At 56.7% G+C, this 17,014-nt stretch carries 10 protein-coding genes; 1 reads left to right on the top strand and 9 read right to left on the bottom strand.

Annotated features, from left to right (window positions below; genetic code table 11):
- Nucleotides 1-6 precede the first annotated feature (6 nt).
- The 9 genes from GSQ91_RS20590 to GSQ91_RS20550 form a co-directional block, all read right to left on the bottom strand.
- A complete protein-coding gene (locus tag GSQ91_RS20590) occupies nt 7-1,992 on the bottom strand; it encodes a TolC family protein (protein WP_254064761.1) in 1,986 nt (661 codons plus the stop codon).
- 3 nt (nt 1,993-1,995) lie between these two features.
- On the bottom strand, nt 1,996-2,712 hold the full coding sequence (locus GSQ91_RS20585; protein WP_158823625.1) for an ABC transporter ATP-binding protein: 717 nt from the start codon (nt 2,710-2,712) through the stop codon (nt 1,996-1,998).
- Nucleotides 2,713-2,714: 2 nt separating this feature from the next.
- A complete protein-coding gene (locus tag GSQ91_RS20580) occupies nt 2,715-3,032 on the bottom strand; it encodes a hypothetical protein (protein ID WP_158823624.1) in 318 nt (105 codons plus the stop codon).
- A gap of 10 nt (nt 3,033-3,042) precedes the next feature.
- On the bottom strand, nt 3,043-5,526 hold the full coding sequence (locus tag GSQ91_RS20575) for an ABC transporter permease (RefSeq protein ID WP_158823623.1): 2,484 nt from the start codon (nt 5,524-5,526) through the stop codon (nt 3,043-3,045).
- 63 nt (nt 5,527-5,589) lie between these two features.
- Nucleotides 5,590-6,357 (bottom strand): ABC transporter ATP-binding protein, encoded by a 768-nt coding sequence (locus GSQ91_RS20570; RefSeq protein WP_158823622.1) that lies wholly within the window; start codon nt 6,355-6,357, stop codon nt 5,590-5,592.
- 33 nt (nt 6,358-6,390) lie between these two features.
- Nucleotides 6,391-7,656: an efflux RND transporter periplasmic adaptor subunit gene (locus GSQ91_RS20565; RefSeq protein WP_158823621.1), complete on the bottom strand. Its 1,266-nt coding sequence runs from the start codon at nt 7,654-7,656 to the stop codon at nt 6,391-6,393.
- A 220-nt stretch (nt 7,657-7,876) separates the two neighbouring features.
- Nucleotides 7,877-9,940 carry a protease pro-enzyme activation domain-containing protein gene (locus GSQ91_RS20560; protein ID WP_158823620.1) on the bottom strand — a complete coding sequence of 688 codons (2,064 nt, stop codon included), beginning with the start codon at nt 9,938-9,940 and terminating at the stop codon, nt 7,877-7,879.
- 785 nt (nt 9,941-10,725) lie between these two features.
- Complete coding sequence (locus tag GSQ91_RS20555; RefSeq protein WP_216845347.1) at nt 10,726-12,360, bottom strand: amylo-alpha-1,6-glucosidase; 1,635 nt, start codon at nt 12,358-12,360, stop codon at nt 10,726-10,728.
- A gap of 488 nt (nt 12,361-12,848) precedes the next feature.
- Nucleotides 12,849-13,628, bottom strand: a complete 780-nt coding sequence (locus tag GSQ91_RS20550) for a helix-turn-helix transcriptional regulator (RefSeq protein WP_158823618.1) — start codon at nt 13,626-13,628, stop codon at nt 12,849-12,851.
- Between the two features lie 311 nt (nt 13,629-13,939).
- Here GSQ91_RS20550 and GSQ91_RS20545 point away from each other — a divergent pair, with 311 nt between their 5' ends.
- Complete coding sequence (locus GSQ91_RS20545) at nt 13,940-17,002, top strand: TonB-dependent receptor (RefSeq protein WP_254064759.1); 3,063 nt, start codon at nt 13,940-13,942, stop codon at nt 17,000-17,002.
- Nucleotides 17,003-17,014 lie beyond the last annotated feature (12 nt).

The raw sequence follows: 17,014 nt of genomic DNA, 5'->3' as shown, positions 1-17,014 counted from the left end.
CAGATGTTAGGGCCTTGGTGCGGTTGCAGCCTGTATACCGGTACGTGCCGATTCTACAGAAATGGAGTTGGTCTCGAGCGTTGTACCGATCGCACGGTCCAGTTCGATGCGCGCTTTCTGGTAAGCCGTGCGTGCGGCAACGAGCGCTGACTCGGCCGTAGCGACGTCGTGACGGGCTGAGAGCGTCTGCAGCGCGGAGCCTGCACCGAGTCCCTGTTCCTTGGCGGTGATATCGAACGTCTTCTGCGCGAGGTCTCGAGCCTTGGTGGCCGATTGCACTCGGGCCTGGCTCTGTTCGAGCGAATACTGCGCGTTGCGCACTTCGATGCGGATCTGCTTGCGCAGTTGCTGAAGGCGCAACTCGGCCTGGCGCGACTCAAGCTCGGCGCGATATTGATCCGACTTGGCTACACGGTTGCGCAGCGGCACATTGAGCGAGAGGCCGACGTAATAGTCTGGTGCCGAGTTGTTGAAGGCATTCGCGAGAGTACCGGAGTAGTTGCCCGCCGCAGTGGAGGGGGAGGAACTCGCCTCCGGATTGGTCGGGCCGCCGAGGCCGGTTCCTGCATAATAGGCAGTTACGGAGAGAGCGGGAAGCAGTTCATTGCGCACGGAGGCGAGCGAGAGAGCGCGGTTCTGCAGATCGATATTGGACTCAGAGAGTTCGATGCGGTTTTTCAGCGCCGCCTGGATGATGTCTTCGGTGGGGGCGGTGGCGGCTATGGTGGAGTCGATCGAGACTGTGCTCAGATCGGTTGGCTGCACCGGCATCTCCTCAAGGATGGGGTCGTCGAGATTCTTGGTGACGGCGTTCTTGATGAGCAACTCCTGGAACTTTAGCGCCGAGCGTGCGATTGTAAGATCCTGCTCGCGGTTAGCGACCTCGCCCTCATCCTTGAGCACATCGAGCGCGGGAATGGCCTGCAACTCCAGTTGTTTGCGCGCGGTGCTGAGTGTCTGGTTGGCATAGTCCAGCGAGTGGCTCTTAACCTGCTCGTCTTCGTAGGCGCTGACCAGGTCCCAGTACATGTTAGCGATCTGCGTAACCGTGCTGATGACCTGCAATTCGAAGGCCTGGTCGGAGATCTTCTGGTTATTGCGCGCGATGCGCAGATAACGAAGGTTGGGACCTAGACCGAAGCCCTGGAGCAGTTGCTGCTGGAACCGAACCTGATAATAGGTATCTATCTCCGGGTTGAGCAGGGTATTGGGGCTGTTGTTGGTGATGCGGTCGTTATTGAGTGTCGCCGAAAAGGTTGTCCCCGTGGCGAAAGCTTGTGTGTAGCCGAAGTCCCCAATGATGGTGTTGTCGTGCAGAACAGGAATGCCATAGATCTGTTTATTGGCAAGCGGTTCCGTGTAATGCTCGACGCTTGCGTTGGCAGTGATGGTGGGGTCGTAGGAGGAGACATTGGATCCGGAGCCCAGCGTTGATTGAACGAGGCCCGAAGCTCCCGTGCCTGCGCCACCCGCACCACCGGTAGTGCCGCCTGCGCCGGCTCCAGCCGAGCTTGAGCCGAAGCCACCGACGCCGGCGCCCGGTGTGTTTTGCACGATGCCGGTATTGACACCACGAAAGACGCCGCCGGCTTGGGTGCGCAACACATCGGCACTGGCAATGGGGATGTTGTAACGCGCGATGGCCAGATCGAGATTATTTTCAAGCGCCAGCTCAATCGCGTTCTGCAACGAGAGTTGAAGCACCCCATCATGGATCAACGAGTCGATGCGTGGTGAGTTAGCGAGGTTGGGTTCAGGCACTTTGCTGGCGCGATACGCCTTGATGGGGTTCCACGAGTGTGGAATATCGAGGCGCAATGCGGGTTCCGGAGCTGCAACGAGTGGACTCGATGAGATTGTTTGCGCGGGGGCAGCGGGCTGGGTCGCCGATTGGGATGCCGACTGAGCGTAGAGATCGGGAGGCAGAAGACCGGCAGGGGAGAGCAGTAGCAGCGCTACCGAGGAGAGGGCGAGGCGTGGGCTTGGCATCATGATCTAGGCGGCTGCTCCTGGGGCTCCTGGCGCTGAATTCAGATTGGGGTTCGCGGTGTCACGCGTCAGCCACCCGTCCCGCAGTTCGAGCGTGCGAGAGCCGAAGGCGGCGTTGGCCTCCGAGTGCGTGACCTGAACGATGGTGGTGCCTTGCTGATTGAGTGTGCGGAAGAGTTGCATGATCTCGGCGGCCTGCTCGGAGTGCAGGTTGCCGGTGGGTTCGTCGGCGAGCAATAGTGATGGTTTATGAATCACTGCTCGGGCAATGCCGACGAGTTGCTGCTGGCCGCCGGAGAGTTGCGAAGGATATAGGTCTTTCTTGCCGACGATGTTAAAGCGGTCTAACGTATCGGCCACCAATGCTTGTCGCTCAGGGCGAGGAATGTCCTTGTAGGAGAGCGGCAGGTCGATGTTCTCTGCGACCGTGAGATCGTCGATCAGATGGTAACTCTGGAAGACCATGCCTGTTCGACGGCGGGCGAGTTCGGCGCGCTGTTTGCGGTTGAGCGTCTGTACGGGCGTGCCCTCGAACAGGAACTCGCCGCGCCATTGGTCGTCGAGCATGGCGAGCACGTTGAGTAGTGACGATTTGCCCGCGCCGGACGGTCCCATGATGGTGACGAACTCACCCGCGGCGATGTGGAGATAAATGCGGCGGAGCACGAAGTTATCGGTGTGCCCGGTCTTGTAGTTGCGTTCTAGATTGTGAATATCGATCATAATTATTCCGTTTCCCCACTATTTGGCGCGAAGTTTTTGCGTGGGTTCAAAGGCGGCATAGTGTGCAGGCGGCCATGTTGCGAATGCTCCGACAAGGAATCGAAGCATCGATGCTGTGAGGAGGTAGCGGCGTCGTACAGGAAGTTATCTACCAGATGCGCCGTAAAAAGGCCGACACCAACGCCGATGGCGATGCCCGCAAGCAGCAGGATGGATGCCCCACGCAATGCAAGCGTGAAGAGGTCGCCACGTTGCGCGAATCCGGGAGCATAGCGCATCTGGCGGAGAGCAAAGCGAAGATCGTTGAGCGTGTTGTGCATGAATGCTCCTTTATTCGGCACGAAGGGCTTCAGTCGGTTCGAGTGTTGCAGCGCGGCGTGCGGGGATCAGACTCGCTGCGATAGCGGATACAAGCATGGCTGCCCCCGCAATGCTGATGGAAACGGTCTGAGCACCGAGCAGCGATGCTGTTGCCGTCGCTCTGGTCCCTACCGTGCTGGAGACCAGTGCCGCAATCACGCTGCGCAGCGCACAGCTGCCTATGCTGCCAAACACAAGGCCGATCGCGGTGAGCATGATCCCGTTCTTGAGCACCATCGAGAGAATCTGGTGCCGTTGCGCACCAAGAGCCATACGGACGCCGAGTTCGCGAGTGCGTGACGCGACTTGGTAGCTCAGCAGCCCGAAGAGTCCAATGAGCGTAAGCAACAATGCGAACCCGGCGAAGCCTCCGGCAAGCCAGGAGAAGAAGCGTGGCGCAGCGACGTTGTCGTCAATAAAGGTCTGCATGGGAACGAACTTTCTGACCGGGACCTCGGGGTCCACCGCAGTGACGGCGGCTGAGACTGCAGTGGTGATCTCCGGATCACGGAAGTTGCCACGTTCGACTGTGCGAAGCACAAACGAGGTGGCAAACCAACCGTTGATCGTCTTCATGCTTTCGTTGTCGACCTGTGTGTAGGGCACGTAGATGGTGGGTGCTATCGAATCGGTGAGCGAAGAGCTGTGAACATTGGCAATAAGACCGATGACGCGGCGTGGCTTATCACTGCCCGTGATGACGTACTCGCCGATAGGTGAGCGGCCCGGAAACCAGCGCTTGGCGGCGAATTCGTTGATCAGCGCTACGGGTTGCGAGGTTGCCGTGTCTGCGTCCGAGATGTCCCCACCCGCCAGTAGCGTGGTTCCAACTGTGCGGAAGTAGCCGGGCGTTATGAAACGGGACTCTGCGTAGGCTATTTGATCTGGATGGTTTGCAGGGCCACCTGAGTTGTTCAGTCCTCGGTCGATGGGAAGACCGTTAACGGTCGCCACCTGTGCGACACCGGGTATTTGTCGCAAGCGTTGCTCGACGACGGAGATGAACTGCTGCGTATGCGAGGTTGATGAGTAGGCATCACCCTTCAGGTTCACCTGCAACACATAAAGGTGGGGCGGCTGCACGCCGGACGGGATCGCCCGCATATGGAGAAACGTGTTGAGCAGTAGTGCTCCGGTGGAGAGCAGCATCGTTGCCAGCGTCACCTGGGCCACGATCAACGATTTGCTCAGTCGCTGCCGCGGAGCGCTCTCACCGGCTGTGCGTGCGTTCCCGAGGCTTGAACCGATAGTCTGGCGAAAGACACCGAGCGCGGGAAGCAGGCCAAAGAGAAGCGTAGACGTGCAGCCTGTGAGGATGGCAAAGGCCGCAACCGGGAGATCGACGGTTGTCTGGCGGAGTTGTGGCAGGCCGATCGGCGATGCACTGAGCAGGAGGGGAAGGGCGAGGTGCGCAAAGCCCAGCCCGAGCAGTGAACCCACGAATGCCAGCACAAGGCTTTCGGTGAGCAACAGACGCAACATCATGGCAGGACTGGCACCAAGTGCCGTGCGCAGCGCGATCTCTGGTTTGCGAGTAATAGAGCGTGCGGTCATCAGGCCCGCGAGATTCAGGCATGCCATCAGCAGCACCGCCAGCACGGCGGCTGAGAGTGCAATAAGGCTGGAGCGCGCATTGCTGACGACAATCTGCTGGAGTGGCCAGACGAACTCTTGCAGCTTTGGCGCGCCTGGACGGGTCCACTTCTGGTAATCGGGAAACTGGCGGAAGATGGTCGACGTGAGGCCACTCAGCTCGGCTGAAGCCTGTGCAACGGATGCGCCCGGTTTGAGTCGCGCGATCGTCTGAAAATTGGTGCCTTGATAGCCGGGATCTGTAGCCGATAGATGCAGCGGCTGCCACACATCGGTACCATCTACGGTGGAGAGTGTTGAGGGCATTACGCCGATCACTGTGAAGGGATCGCCATTGATATGGATCGCTTGGCCCACGATGTTTGGATCGGCGTTCAGTACACGCCGCCAGAGATCTTCGCTCAGTACGACGGTTGGGGCTGCACCGGGCAGGTCTTCTTCGCGAGTAAAGGTTCGGCCCAGTAGTGCGGGAACGCCCAGCGTTGGCAGATAACCCGAGGAGACATGCAGTGAGTAGATTGTCTGCGCCTTGCCGCTGCCGTTGGAGAAGTTCTGCCCCAGTGGACGGTCGCCGGCGATGCCTATGCTGGAAAAGCTTTGGGCATGCGCCAATAGAAAGTCGCCCGTCTCACCAGTCTGGTCGGAGGCGGGTGGCGTACCGGATTGTACGAGTCCAATGCCGACGAGTTCCTCAGAGTGCGGATACGGAAGGGGCGCAAGCAGGGTGCTGCGGACGAGAGAGTACATTGCCGTCGTTGCGCCAATGCCCAGGGCCAATGTCAGGATTGCCGTCACAGCAAAGCCAGGCGAGCGGCCAAGCTGGCGGAGCGTGTAGCGAAGATCCTGGAGAATCGAATTCATGGCATTGGCCTCGTTGCCTAGCTGATTACGCTGCTTGCGTTAGCTCTACGGAAGTGTCTAGTGCTATGCACGTGCATCCGGCGCAGTGGTGCTTGTCGAAGGATTATGTTCGGGGTCGGCAAGTAGTTGCAGCAATTCTCCTTCGGCGACAACCTTGCCGTCGAAGAGGTGGACCTGTCGCTGAGCATGGGCGGCGAAACGTGGGTCATGCGTCACCATGCAGATGGTTGCGCCCTCTTCGTGGAGCTCCTGCAATAGCTTCATCACGGCTTCGCCGTTCTTTGAGTCGAGATTGCCGGTAGGCTCATCGGCCAGCAGGATTGATGGAGATCCTGCCAACGCACGCGCAACAGCGACACGTTGCTGCTGGCCTCCGGAGAGCTGCGCCGGATAGTGCCGCGTGCGGTGCGCCATATGCACGCGCTCGAGTGAGCGCATCACGCGGTCCTTGCGCTCCGCAGCCGTCATCCCTGAGCGATAGGTCAGTGGCAGCTCGACGTTCTCGAAGACCGTCAGGTCGCCGATCAAATTGAAGCTCTGGAAGATGAAGCCGATCTCCTGGTTGCGGATACGCGAGCGGTCGGCGAAGTTAAGATTCGCAACCTCCTTGCCGTTGAGCGTGTACTGGCCGCCTGTCGGCGTGTCGAGCAGGCCGAGGATGGACAGAAGCGTCGATTTGCCGCAGCCCGAGGGGCCGGACATCGCGAGATACTCGCCACGCGCGATCGACAGATGCACACCCGAGAGCGCGTGCGTTTCGATTTCGTCGGTGTAGAAGACCTTGGTGAGCTGCTCAATGTGGATCAGGCTGTCTGTTGCGGTGGCGGCCATGCGGTTTTCCTTTCGAGTCTGATGAAATGCGGGTTACTGGTTCTGGAGCCGAACGTGGTCAACGGAGTCCCAGCGGGACATGTCGGAGAGAATAACGGTATCGCCTGGTTGAAGTCCTTCAAGCACCTGAATGTTGTTGACCGATGCGCGTCCGACCTTGACCGGCACTCGGGTCGCGGTTTTGCCGTCGGGAGAGATACGGAAGAGGCTGATCGTTGAGTTCTCGTTGCCGAAGGCCGGGCGGCCGACATACAGTACATCGGTCATACGGGCGAGATCGATGGTGCCGTCGACGGAGAGGTCCGGACGCGCCGCACCTTGCGGCAGCGTGCCCACGAGCTCCACATCCACAGTGACCGTTCCATTCTGGACTGCCGGATCGACGCGCATGACTTTGCCATCGATGATGCCGTTGTGGGTATCGATCTCCGCGGGTTGGCCAATCTGGATGTCTCGCGCCTGGGTCTCGGCAATCTTGAGCGCAGCCTTCAACTGGTCGGGTTGGACAACCTTTGCGAGTGTCGCTCCCACGTCAACATGCTCGCCAACCTGGTGTGGCAGGTCGACCAATACGCCGGCGATGCCGGCTCGCACGCTCAGCGCTTCCTGCTGCCGTTGCTTGAGCGCAAGTACCGCCTCAGCCTGCTGAACTTTGGTCTGCTGTACAGCGAGTTGGGTGGCAATTGCGTTCTGGTTGAGATCGAGCCGTTGATGTTCCAGGTCGTTGCGCACGTTGAGCTCATCGGCTTTGCCCTTCGACGCGCTATAGGTAAGGCCGCTGATTACGCCGAGGTCGTAGAGGCTCTTATCGGTCTGGGCCTGCAGCCCGGCCTGCTTCTGGTCGGCGCCTACGGTGGCGGCTCCAGCGCGCTGCGTCATCAGGTCGCTCTGAAGGAGCGCCTGCTTGTTTTTGTAATCAGCTTGAGCACCCTTCAACTCTAGCTGGGCGTCGAGGAGTTGCTGCTGCAATTCCGGGTCGACGAGATCCATCAGAATGGTGTCGGGTTCAACGTGAGCACCGGGCAGCACACGAATACGCATGACCGTGGCTTCGGTCTCGGCAGGGATCAGACGGATGCGGTCCTCGCGTGGGACAAGGGTGCCGGGCCCACGCACCTGGACCAGCAGCGGGCCACGCTTAACGGTGTCGGTCCAGACGGCGCTGTCGACCGTCGGGATTGCGGGCTTAAGATGCAAAATGAAGTAAACCGCCACCGCCAGGACGAGCACGAGGCCCGTGGCCAGAAATGCATTGCGGCGCAGCTTACGCTTTCGTAGATCAGGGCGTTGGATGTCCATCGTGCATGTACTAATGCACGTCAGATGCCAAGATGAGAATCTTCATGGGCTATATTTATCAATGGTTTAGCGGTTGTCGTGTGGTAATCCATGTTCGACAATGAACAAGCACTGTCCATTTATGGACAGTGCTTGTTCATTGCGATGCAAGAGAGAAGGCGCGTCGGAGTGGTTTCTCCGACGCGCCTCTGGTTATGGATGTGACCGGTACATTGGTGGACTATTGGGTGAGGGCAGCTCCCTTTGTCTTACCAGTGACGCCCTGGATGAACGGCAGACCGTTGGGCTCACCGTAACCGGTGACGTTATCCCAGCCGGGAGTCACCGTGAGGGACGAGTCGGTCCCAAAGGTGATTGCTACAGACTCAGTCGTGTTGAGAGCCCAGGTTGCGCTCACGAAGTTTGTCTGGGAATAGAGGAGACCACCCCAGAGTCCGCTCTGGGAGTAAAAAGTAGGGCCGTTTGAGTCATAGACCGTACCGGAGACGTTGGAGGTTTCGAGGCTGGAGGTAGGCAGGACATCCGTAATTTGACCGGACTTCAGCTTGGCGACGGCGGGGCCGGCGTGACCGAGCGGCTTGCCGTTGTATTGGTCGGCAATAGCCCAGATGGCGGTAAAGATAGGACTCGCCAGGCTGGTCCCGCCGATTCCGGCTTCAGCGTATTGCACACCGCTGGAGGTATAGATGATAGGGAATCCAGTGAAAGGATCGGCGAGTGCAGAGACATCCGGCACCTGGCGACCTGTTCCAGGAAGAGCACTTTGCCAGGAGGGTTTGGCGAAGTAGAGACTCTCTCCACCACCTGCGCCACCGTTGAAGAAGCTCTCACTCGTGGGAGGATCGACAGGGCCGCCGAGATTGATGTAGTCGACATCGTTACCCCATCCGGTAACAGTCTGTCCGGTGCCGGTGGTGTTGTTGAGGATGCTGGTGCCGCCAACAGCGGTGGCATAGGGCGAATTCGAAGGTACGCTGACGGACCCTGATGGGGTTCCGAGGCCGAGGTCGCCGCCGTCTCCACTGGAAAACTGGAAGGAGATGCCTGCTGCGGCGCCAAGCTCGAGAACCGAGTTGAAGGCATCTTCCTCGGCAGGGCCTGAGAGTATCTCGTCGTCATTTTCCCAGCTACTGGATACGGTGTTGGCGAGCTTGTTGGTAATGATGTATTGGAGCGATGCGATCTGGTCTTCATTATCCTGACCAGCCGAGGCCACGACGAGGATTTTGGCTCCCGGGGCAATCGCATGAGCGGATTGAATGTCGAGCGCGATCTCGGTTGTCCATCCCGTCAAATCAGCGGCACTGGGATTGAGCGGCTTACCCTCAGGGTAGATGACAGAGAAGTTCTTCGAGGTGAGTGCTGGCAGACCGAAGGCAGTTGCAGCTGCATTCGCATCCGTCTCAGCGGCTGCGTAACCATAGGCTTCCACCAGGGCAATGGTTTGACCGGTGCCGTCATAGCCTTCTTTGATGAGGGACGTTAGGCCATAGTGCGACTGCAGTTGTGCGGGAGTATAGGAAACCGTAAGGTTGCTGTTGCTGTCGTATACGTTGCCGTAGTAGACGGCCAGAGGGAGTGAGGCTCCTGTTGTGGTGAAGGTGGTGAGTGCAGGCGCAGAGAGCGGAATGTCTGTGATTTCGCTGAGGAGAGTTGAGCCTGCGTCGGCAGGGGTTACCGACTTTTTGAAGAGTGGTGTCTTGGTGCGGGGGTTCTGGGCGACGCTGAGCAGGGAATGGCTTTGATGGCGATCGAGGCCAGCTACGGAGTCAATCAGTTGTCCCGCCTGACCCTGTAGCTTCGCATCATGGATATGCGCTTGAAAGGTTTTGCCGTTGTAGCTGAAGTTGTGAAGCTCGGTTTGGAAGGCATCATCGACGTTACCGGCGGTTCCACTTACACGGATCGAGAAATTTTGTGGATCGGTGGATACGACCTGGAAGCCTTGTTTGGTCAACTCCTGCTTGACGGTCTCCAGTTCTGCGGAAGTCGGTGCATACTTTTCAAAGTCCTTCGCGGAAAACCACTGGTGGTAGCTGGCAGATGCGGGGTTGTAAAGATCCTCTACCGCCTTATCGAAGTCGGACTTATTGTGTGTTTTGAGCACAACAGTAAGGGTCTGCGATTGATTGCGATCCACGGGGCCGAGATCCGTTGCGATCCCAACGGCCTTGGATACATTCGGCGTGGCTTGAGCCAGGGCGTGATGAACGGCGAGCGGAGACAAAGAGAACAGCGATAAGGCTGCCCAGGATGTTTTAGCGGAGATCTTGCGGGATATCATGACTTCTCCTTGAAATAAGACTGACGAGAGTATCAGCATGTTTACGGCATAAGAGATGCAGGTAAGTGATCTCCTAAAAAAAGGCGCAGAGATTCACGGAGCAAATTTATTCGCTCTTCCTGCAAATGCGGGCAGCGTCTAGAAACACCTGTGTCCAGAAAGCTGGAAACAGGTGGGATCTATAAAGCTGTTAGCAGCAAGGCATCTGGGCGAGAAGCGGCTTGACCGTTATTAGGCCATGATCAAAATGGCGCATAACGGCAAAGACAGCAAAAAAGCAGATGCTGGCTATCAGTAAAGAATTGTGAGGGGAGGATTGGTATAGATCAACAACAAGAGCAGCGGCTGGGGAAGCGCTGAAGCGACTGGATGAGATCAAACATAGGTGAGTTTATAAACGTATCCGGAGAGGGCGTCAAGCGATAAACTCACAAATTTTATTTAACTCTGTAAATAGCAGGAAAATATTTGTCAGTAATTACTTCTAAAGGCGAATCTAGATGCATTCGTAAAGTTATGCTTTACTATTTTCGATTCTTCCGTAAAGCTAGACAAAATAGTCAGTCATGTTTGACTGGAAATTGCGGGAAATCTATCAGCCTATGGAGATTGCAATCATGAATTTCGTCCTACAAGCCAACGGGCCGAGTAATATTTCTCATCGAGGGTATGTGTGGATTCGGTTCCACTTGTGAAAGTACTTTCTCGGCAGCTCAAACCTGCGAGGGATGAGCTGCCGAGTAAGAGCGATTTAGTTGAATTCTGGCGCTGCCACGAAAGAATAGTTACGGTCTGTTCCTTGCGAATAGTTCGTGCGCAAGGATGAGATACACACTAGATGTCCAGGTGTATGCCGGATCTCGCAGCGCTTTACCAGTCAGTGCATCGTAGTTTTCCGCCATCCCTTCGGTCTGGGCCATGCGACAGAATTTCTCGCGAAGCGTATCCGCGAACTGGTGTTGTCCAACTTCATCAAGGCTTTCCGTCAAGATCATCGTCGTGGGAGCCCAAATGGGCCCTCGCCAATAGCCATCGGCCGTATAGTACCTACTTTTTATCGACTCCGATGCCAGTCCGTTCTGCGTCAGATATCGGTCTGGTTTCGAGAGGTTCGCTACTATTTGGGCTTGTATTTCTTTGGGAAGCCGGTTCCCCAGGATGAGAGGCATGGATAGTTGAAGACTCTCAGATTCAATCTGGCTTCCGTCTCTTTCGAGGAAGGCAACAAACCGATCACCCTTCCAGAACCGTTTGACCGTTGCGTCTAAGAGTTGGTCGGATCTTTTATGCCATTCGCTGGCTTCTGCGTTTTTCCCCAATAGATGGGCCACTTGGGCAAGTGTGTCCATCTGCACGATCAGATAGGCGTCGAGGTCGGGTGATTCTACGGGTGAACCCGAGAGCATGACGGTGGCGTTGTCCCATCCGGACTCATCGCCGTGTCTATACTCCGGAAATCCGTTGTGGTTAGTGTCTCGAAATTCAAAGTACCAATTCGTCCATCTCACAAGAGGCTCATAGACCTGAATCAGATATTCCCGGTCGGCGAACTGTGGATGTTGCCGGAGCATCCAGGCGAGTACCCACCCATGCACTGGCGGTTTTGAGTACTCCCATACAGCATTGTCCGAATCCCATTTGTCAGGAAAGGCCCCGTTGCTGTTCTGCATATCAATGGGGAGCATGAATTGGTCCCAGGCCAGCTCCGGATCGCCATAGGTCATCGCCATGGCGTTGAAGCACTGATCCCATGACCAGAGGGCGTTCATCCAATTCTTGGACATGAGCATGGAAGGCCTCTTCAGATTTCCATCCGGTTGAACCACGCTTTCCCAGTTCACATAGGCAGCTAGCTCAGCTCCTCTTCCAAACTGAGTTCCTACCTGGGGCATTTTGCGTAGCCAAGCGGCATACTGCCTGCCCTCGTTGGCACGGGCCTCGTCGAAGCTGCCCTCCATTCCATGAGACACCCACACGCTTGTGTAGGCATCGATCTCCGCCTCAAAGTGTTCTGAACCGGTGGCCGCTTCGAATGTGGCCCAAACATGCTCGCTACCCGTTCCGTTCCAGGGAGCATCCATCTGTAGCGCACCCTCGACAGGCAAAAGCCTATATTTCGTCGCGCTATTGTTGACTTCCCATATGGACGAACCCTGTTGGACGGCCCACGAACTATCCGCCGCTATCAGGCTCAGTCCAACACCTTTTCCCCTTACTCGAAGCCGATCGGGCCCCTGAAAGCAAATTTCGATGTTTCCTTTATCTGATACAAGAGTGAGCAATGTTGGTTCGGCGACAACGGTGAAGGGAACACTCTTTCCGTTATGAACCACCACTAATTGGAAGGACTGCTCGCCACCTTGATGGAGGTCGCGCAAAAAAATGCCTTCACGCTTGGGTGTTGAAGGAAATCCCTTCATGTCTGAAATGCTTATGTACGAACCAAATCTGCTGAATGGAGTTTTACTGATATCAAGCTTCAGGTCGCCTGTATAGGTATATGCAAGCTCAGTAGCCTGGGCCTTTGAACTTCTCGCGATGCCCAAAAGAAGGCAAGCCATTATGCAGAGGCAGAGGTGAAATTTATACAGACTAAAGGCTTTCCGTTTTGATGACCGAATGAACGGCGCGACGATTCCTGCAGAAGAAAATCTTTCCGATGTGAGCTTAAGATTCAAGATATTTCTCCAATGTTCAAATTCGGGGATTTTGTTCTGATGTAATCCTGCAATGGCGTATCGGAGACATCAAACATCGTTGTTACTTGGGGAAGAGATGATGCTGTGATCCACTCTTGAGGGGGTATTATTTTGCGTCATGTAAAAATAACACGTTGTACCCGGTGGGCGGAATTGATTGTAATCAGCAATCTTGTGTCCAGTGAGGATTGTTGTTATCCGGGAGATGGTCAGGCGTTATCAAAGTAGCGGCTGGGCAGTATCCCTGTGACGCGCTTAAACATGGCCGTGAAGCTCCAGGCTGTCTCATACCCCAGAGCATCGGCAATCTCTGTAAGGGGGCGGCCTTCGGCCAATAGGGGTAGCGCTGCGAAGGTGCGGACTTGTTCTCGCCATGTCTGGAAAGACACTTGAGCTTCCTGCCGAAAGAGCCGGCTTAGCGTGCGTGCCGAGCTGCCGATGCGTTTCGCCCACTCTTCGAGCGTTCGGGTGTCGCCAGGACTTTTCATCAGAGCGGCTTCGATCGATCGCAATCGCGTGTCCCGCAAAGGGGGAAGACTGACGGGATGCAGAGGAGTCCAGTCGATCTCTCCCAATAGCGCTGTGATGAGATTGCCGTCGTGCCCTTGCTCGTCATATTCGATTGGCATCTTTGTGGCGCGCAGTACCAACTCCCTGAGCAGTCCGGAGACCGCGAGCATGCGGGGTTCTCGAGGTGCTGCGGGTGGGCAGGCGTCCGCGCGGATGTAAAGAGTCCGCATCTTCATAGGGCCGATGCTGCCGGTCTGGTGAGGATAGTCAGCCGGAATCCAGACGGCTCGCTGCTGCGGAATAATCCAGCAGCCCCAGTCGGACAGGACCTTCATGGTGCCGGAGGCCGCATAAAGCAGCTGCGCTCTTTTATGGCTGTGCAGATAGCCGGCATAGTTCGCCGGATAGCTCTTTGCCATGGCGGCAACCGGGCGCGGAACGCTTTGCAGATAGATGTGATCCGTAGATTGTTCTGACATGGCCGATTAGAAGTAGGGTGTGGCGGCTTACGCGGAGCATGCCGAACCTTTAACCGTTATTCTAATCGAGGACTGAATTAGTCGTATATTTCAATTTTGACCCCTGCGACTGTCTTTTTGGCGAAGCGCCGCAGGGGCCTGAGATCGACAACCCGAGGGCTGGCGAATGTCTACCATCATAGACGCTCTCGCCACACCTTGGGCTGTATTGGAAAGGTGTGTCGATGTTCTACCGTCTGCGTTCGTGCGTTCTTGCTGTTTTTCCCCTTGTTTTTGGAATCGCAACTCCTCTGATTGCACAAACTGCTCAAGTGAGCGGTCTCGTATCTGATCCTGCCAGGGCTGTAATCCCTGGGGCTAGTGTCGAGATCGTCAATCAGCAGACGCAGGAGACCCTGCACGCGAAGACGAATGGGGCTGGTCTATATAACGCTCCGGCGGTTAGGCCGGGCCACTATACGGTGACGATCTCTGCTTCCGGATTTGAGACAGAGAGGGTGCAAAACCTTGTGGTGGAAGTCGCAGGCAAGGTCTCGCTCGACTACGTTCTGCATCCGGGTGCGGTCTCGCAGGCGGTTAACGTGGATGGCAGCGGCATCCATATCAACACCACGGACGCTACCGTCAGCACGGTGATCGACCGTCAGTTTGTCGAAAACATGCCGCTCAATGGGCGATCCTTTCAGTCGCTGCTGACGCTCGTCCCTGGGGTCAGCATTGTTCCATCGGCATTTGGAGAAGGCTCAAGCGGCGAGATTGTGGTCAATGGGCAGCGGACCGAGGCGAACTACTTCCTGATTGATGGCGTGAGCGCCAATACTGGAGCAGCCAACGGCTATGGTGGCGCAGTTGTCTGGGGTGGCGGGTTCTCCGGCGCGACGCCCGCTGAAACAGCACTCGGTACCACGCAGAGCCTTATCTCCGTGGATGCCCTTGAGGAGTTTCGTGCGACAACCTCGACGTACTCCGCGGAGTATGGACGCACGCCGGGCGGTCAGTTCTCGTTCAATACGCGCGCCGGTACAAACGTGTGGCATGGGTCAGCGTTCGACTATCTGCGCAACGGGGCGATGGATGCGAACGACTGGTTCAACAACTACTACGGCACTCCCCGGCAGGCGATGCATCAGAACGACTTTGGCGGAACCTTTGGTGGCCGCCTGTTTCTTCCCAAACTCTATGACGGCCGGGACAAGACCTTCGTTTTCTTCTCATACGAGGGGCTGCGTGTGCAGTCGCCGCAGGCTGCGCAGACGTATGCAGTGCCAACGGTGTCGGTTCGGCAGAATGCCGCTGCAGGATATAGCCAGGTGCTCAACGCCTTTCCTTTGCCGAGCGCCAACGGCACAGACTACGGCGATGGCCTTGCCAGCTTTATTGGCAGCTACTCGGATCCCGGCTCCATCAATAGCTCCAGCTTGCGCGTGGACCACGTCATCAATGATCGATTCAGCGTCTTTGGCAGAGCCTATTACTCGCCATCGTCTTTCGGCAGTCGATACTCCGATAACCCCTCGATCCTGACGCCTCTCGAAGGGAAGGTGAAGGGCATTACGCTGGGCGCGAACAATCTCTTCGGCTCACGATTCAGCAACCAGCTTCGTTTCAACCTCACTGCAAACAATCAGGCGCAGCAATACCAGTTCACGAACTTTGGAGGAGCCGTACCTCTCAATCTCGGTGGGCTTCCGGGGATGACGGACCTGAACTCCGACTGGTTTATCTTCACGCTGTTTTTTGAGACACGTGCTCACGTCGCCTATCAGCCGCAATCCACGAATCAACGCCAGATCAACGTTGTTGATACCTTCAACGCCTCTCTAGGCAGGCACAACCTCAAGTTTGGTGTGGACTATCGGCGTCTTGTCACGACTGAGACGCTGCCTTCTACTTATGAGTTCGGCTATGTATACGACCAGACGACTCTGGAGACCGAGGATGTGAGCTCTTCGGTCACCGAATACAAGGTGCCCATGAAGCCTGTGTATCAAAACCTCTCGCTCTTCGCGCAGGATGAGTGGAAGGTAAATCCGAAGCTGAACGTCTCACTCGGTTTGCGTTGGGACCTGAATCCTGCGCCACGCGATGCACGAGGCAACAACCCCTACGGCATCACAACGTCGGATCTGTCTACGATGCAGCTTGCCCCGCAGAATGCGTCTTTGTGGCAGACGCGCTACACCAACTTCGCTCCACGTGTCGGCCTGGCCTATCAGGCAAACCAGACGCCTGGATGCGAGACAGTCATTCGCCTCGGCGGAGGACTCTTTTACGACACCGGCAGCGCTACAGGGTCGTATGGATACAACGGTCCGGGCTTCTCCTCAGAGGGCGACTTCGAGGGTGCCTTTCCTCTAACGCAGGCGCAAGTGGATAGCGTTGGCGCGCCTTCGGTTGCGGCACCTTACTCAAACACGGTCATGGCCTCCGATCCACATCTCAAAACGCCGTACTCCATTCAGTGGAACGCCTCGTTGGAGCAGGCTCTGGGAGAACGGCAGACGTTCACTCTCAGCTATGTCGCCTCCGCAGGGCGGCAACTTACGCTGCAGAAGGTCTTCGAGCCACAGCTATTTGGCAATGCGGCGTTCAGTAATGGTTTTGGGATCTACCTGACGACGAACGGTGCGTCATCGGACTATAACGCGTTGCAGGCGCAGTTTCAGCGCAGGCTTTCGCATGGACTGCAGGCGCTGGTGTCCTACACCTGGTCGCATGCCCTGGACGATGTTTCGAGCAACTTCTATGTGTATGAGCAACTGCGCGCGGACTCGGACTACGACATCCGGCATAACCTGCAAGCGGCTCTTACGTATGACCTGCCTGGTCATGTGCAGAATCAATTTCTCGGAGCTGCATTGAACCACTGGTCCGCCGACCTGCGTCTATCGGCACGTTCTGCGCTGCCTCTGGATATCATAGGCAACTCCGGCATCGACGCGAAGACTGGCGCACAGATTAACTATCACCCGAATCGTATCCCTGGAGCTCCTCTCTATCTTCACGATGCGGCCGCACCGGGAGGGCGTGTCATCAACTGTGCGGCCTTCATGTTGAATTGCGATCCATCCAATCTGCCGGCAACGGAGGGAAACGCGGGAAGGAACTCAGCCCGCGGCTTTGATGCCGTGCAAGCCGATGCTGCGATTCGACGTGAATTTCCTATTCGAGAAGGGAGGGGGCTCAGTTTTCGTGCGGAAGCCTTCAACCTGTTCAATCACGCGATCTTCGGAAACATCTACAACCAACTCACCTCGCCGACTACCTTCGGCTATGCCTACAACATGGAGCGTTCGCAGCTAGGTGGATTGAACCCGCTCTATCAGACTGGTGGGCCGCGTTCGTTGCAGGTCGCGCTCAAGCTCCACTTCTAACTTCAGTGAGCG

The organism is Granulicella sp. S156, assembly GCF_009766105.1.
Lineage (GTDB): Bacteria > Acidobacteriota > Terriglobia > Terriglobales > Acidobacteriaceae > Granulicella.
Note: the sequence above shows the minus strand (reverse complement) of the source record. Positions and strands in the feature narration are given on the sequence as shown.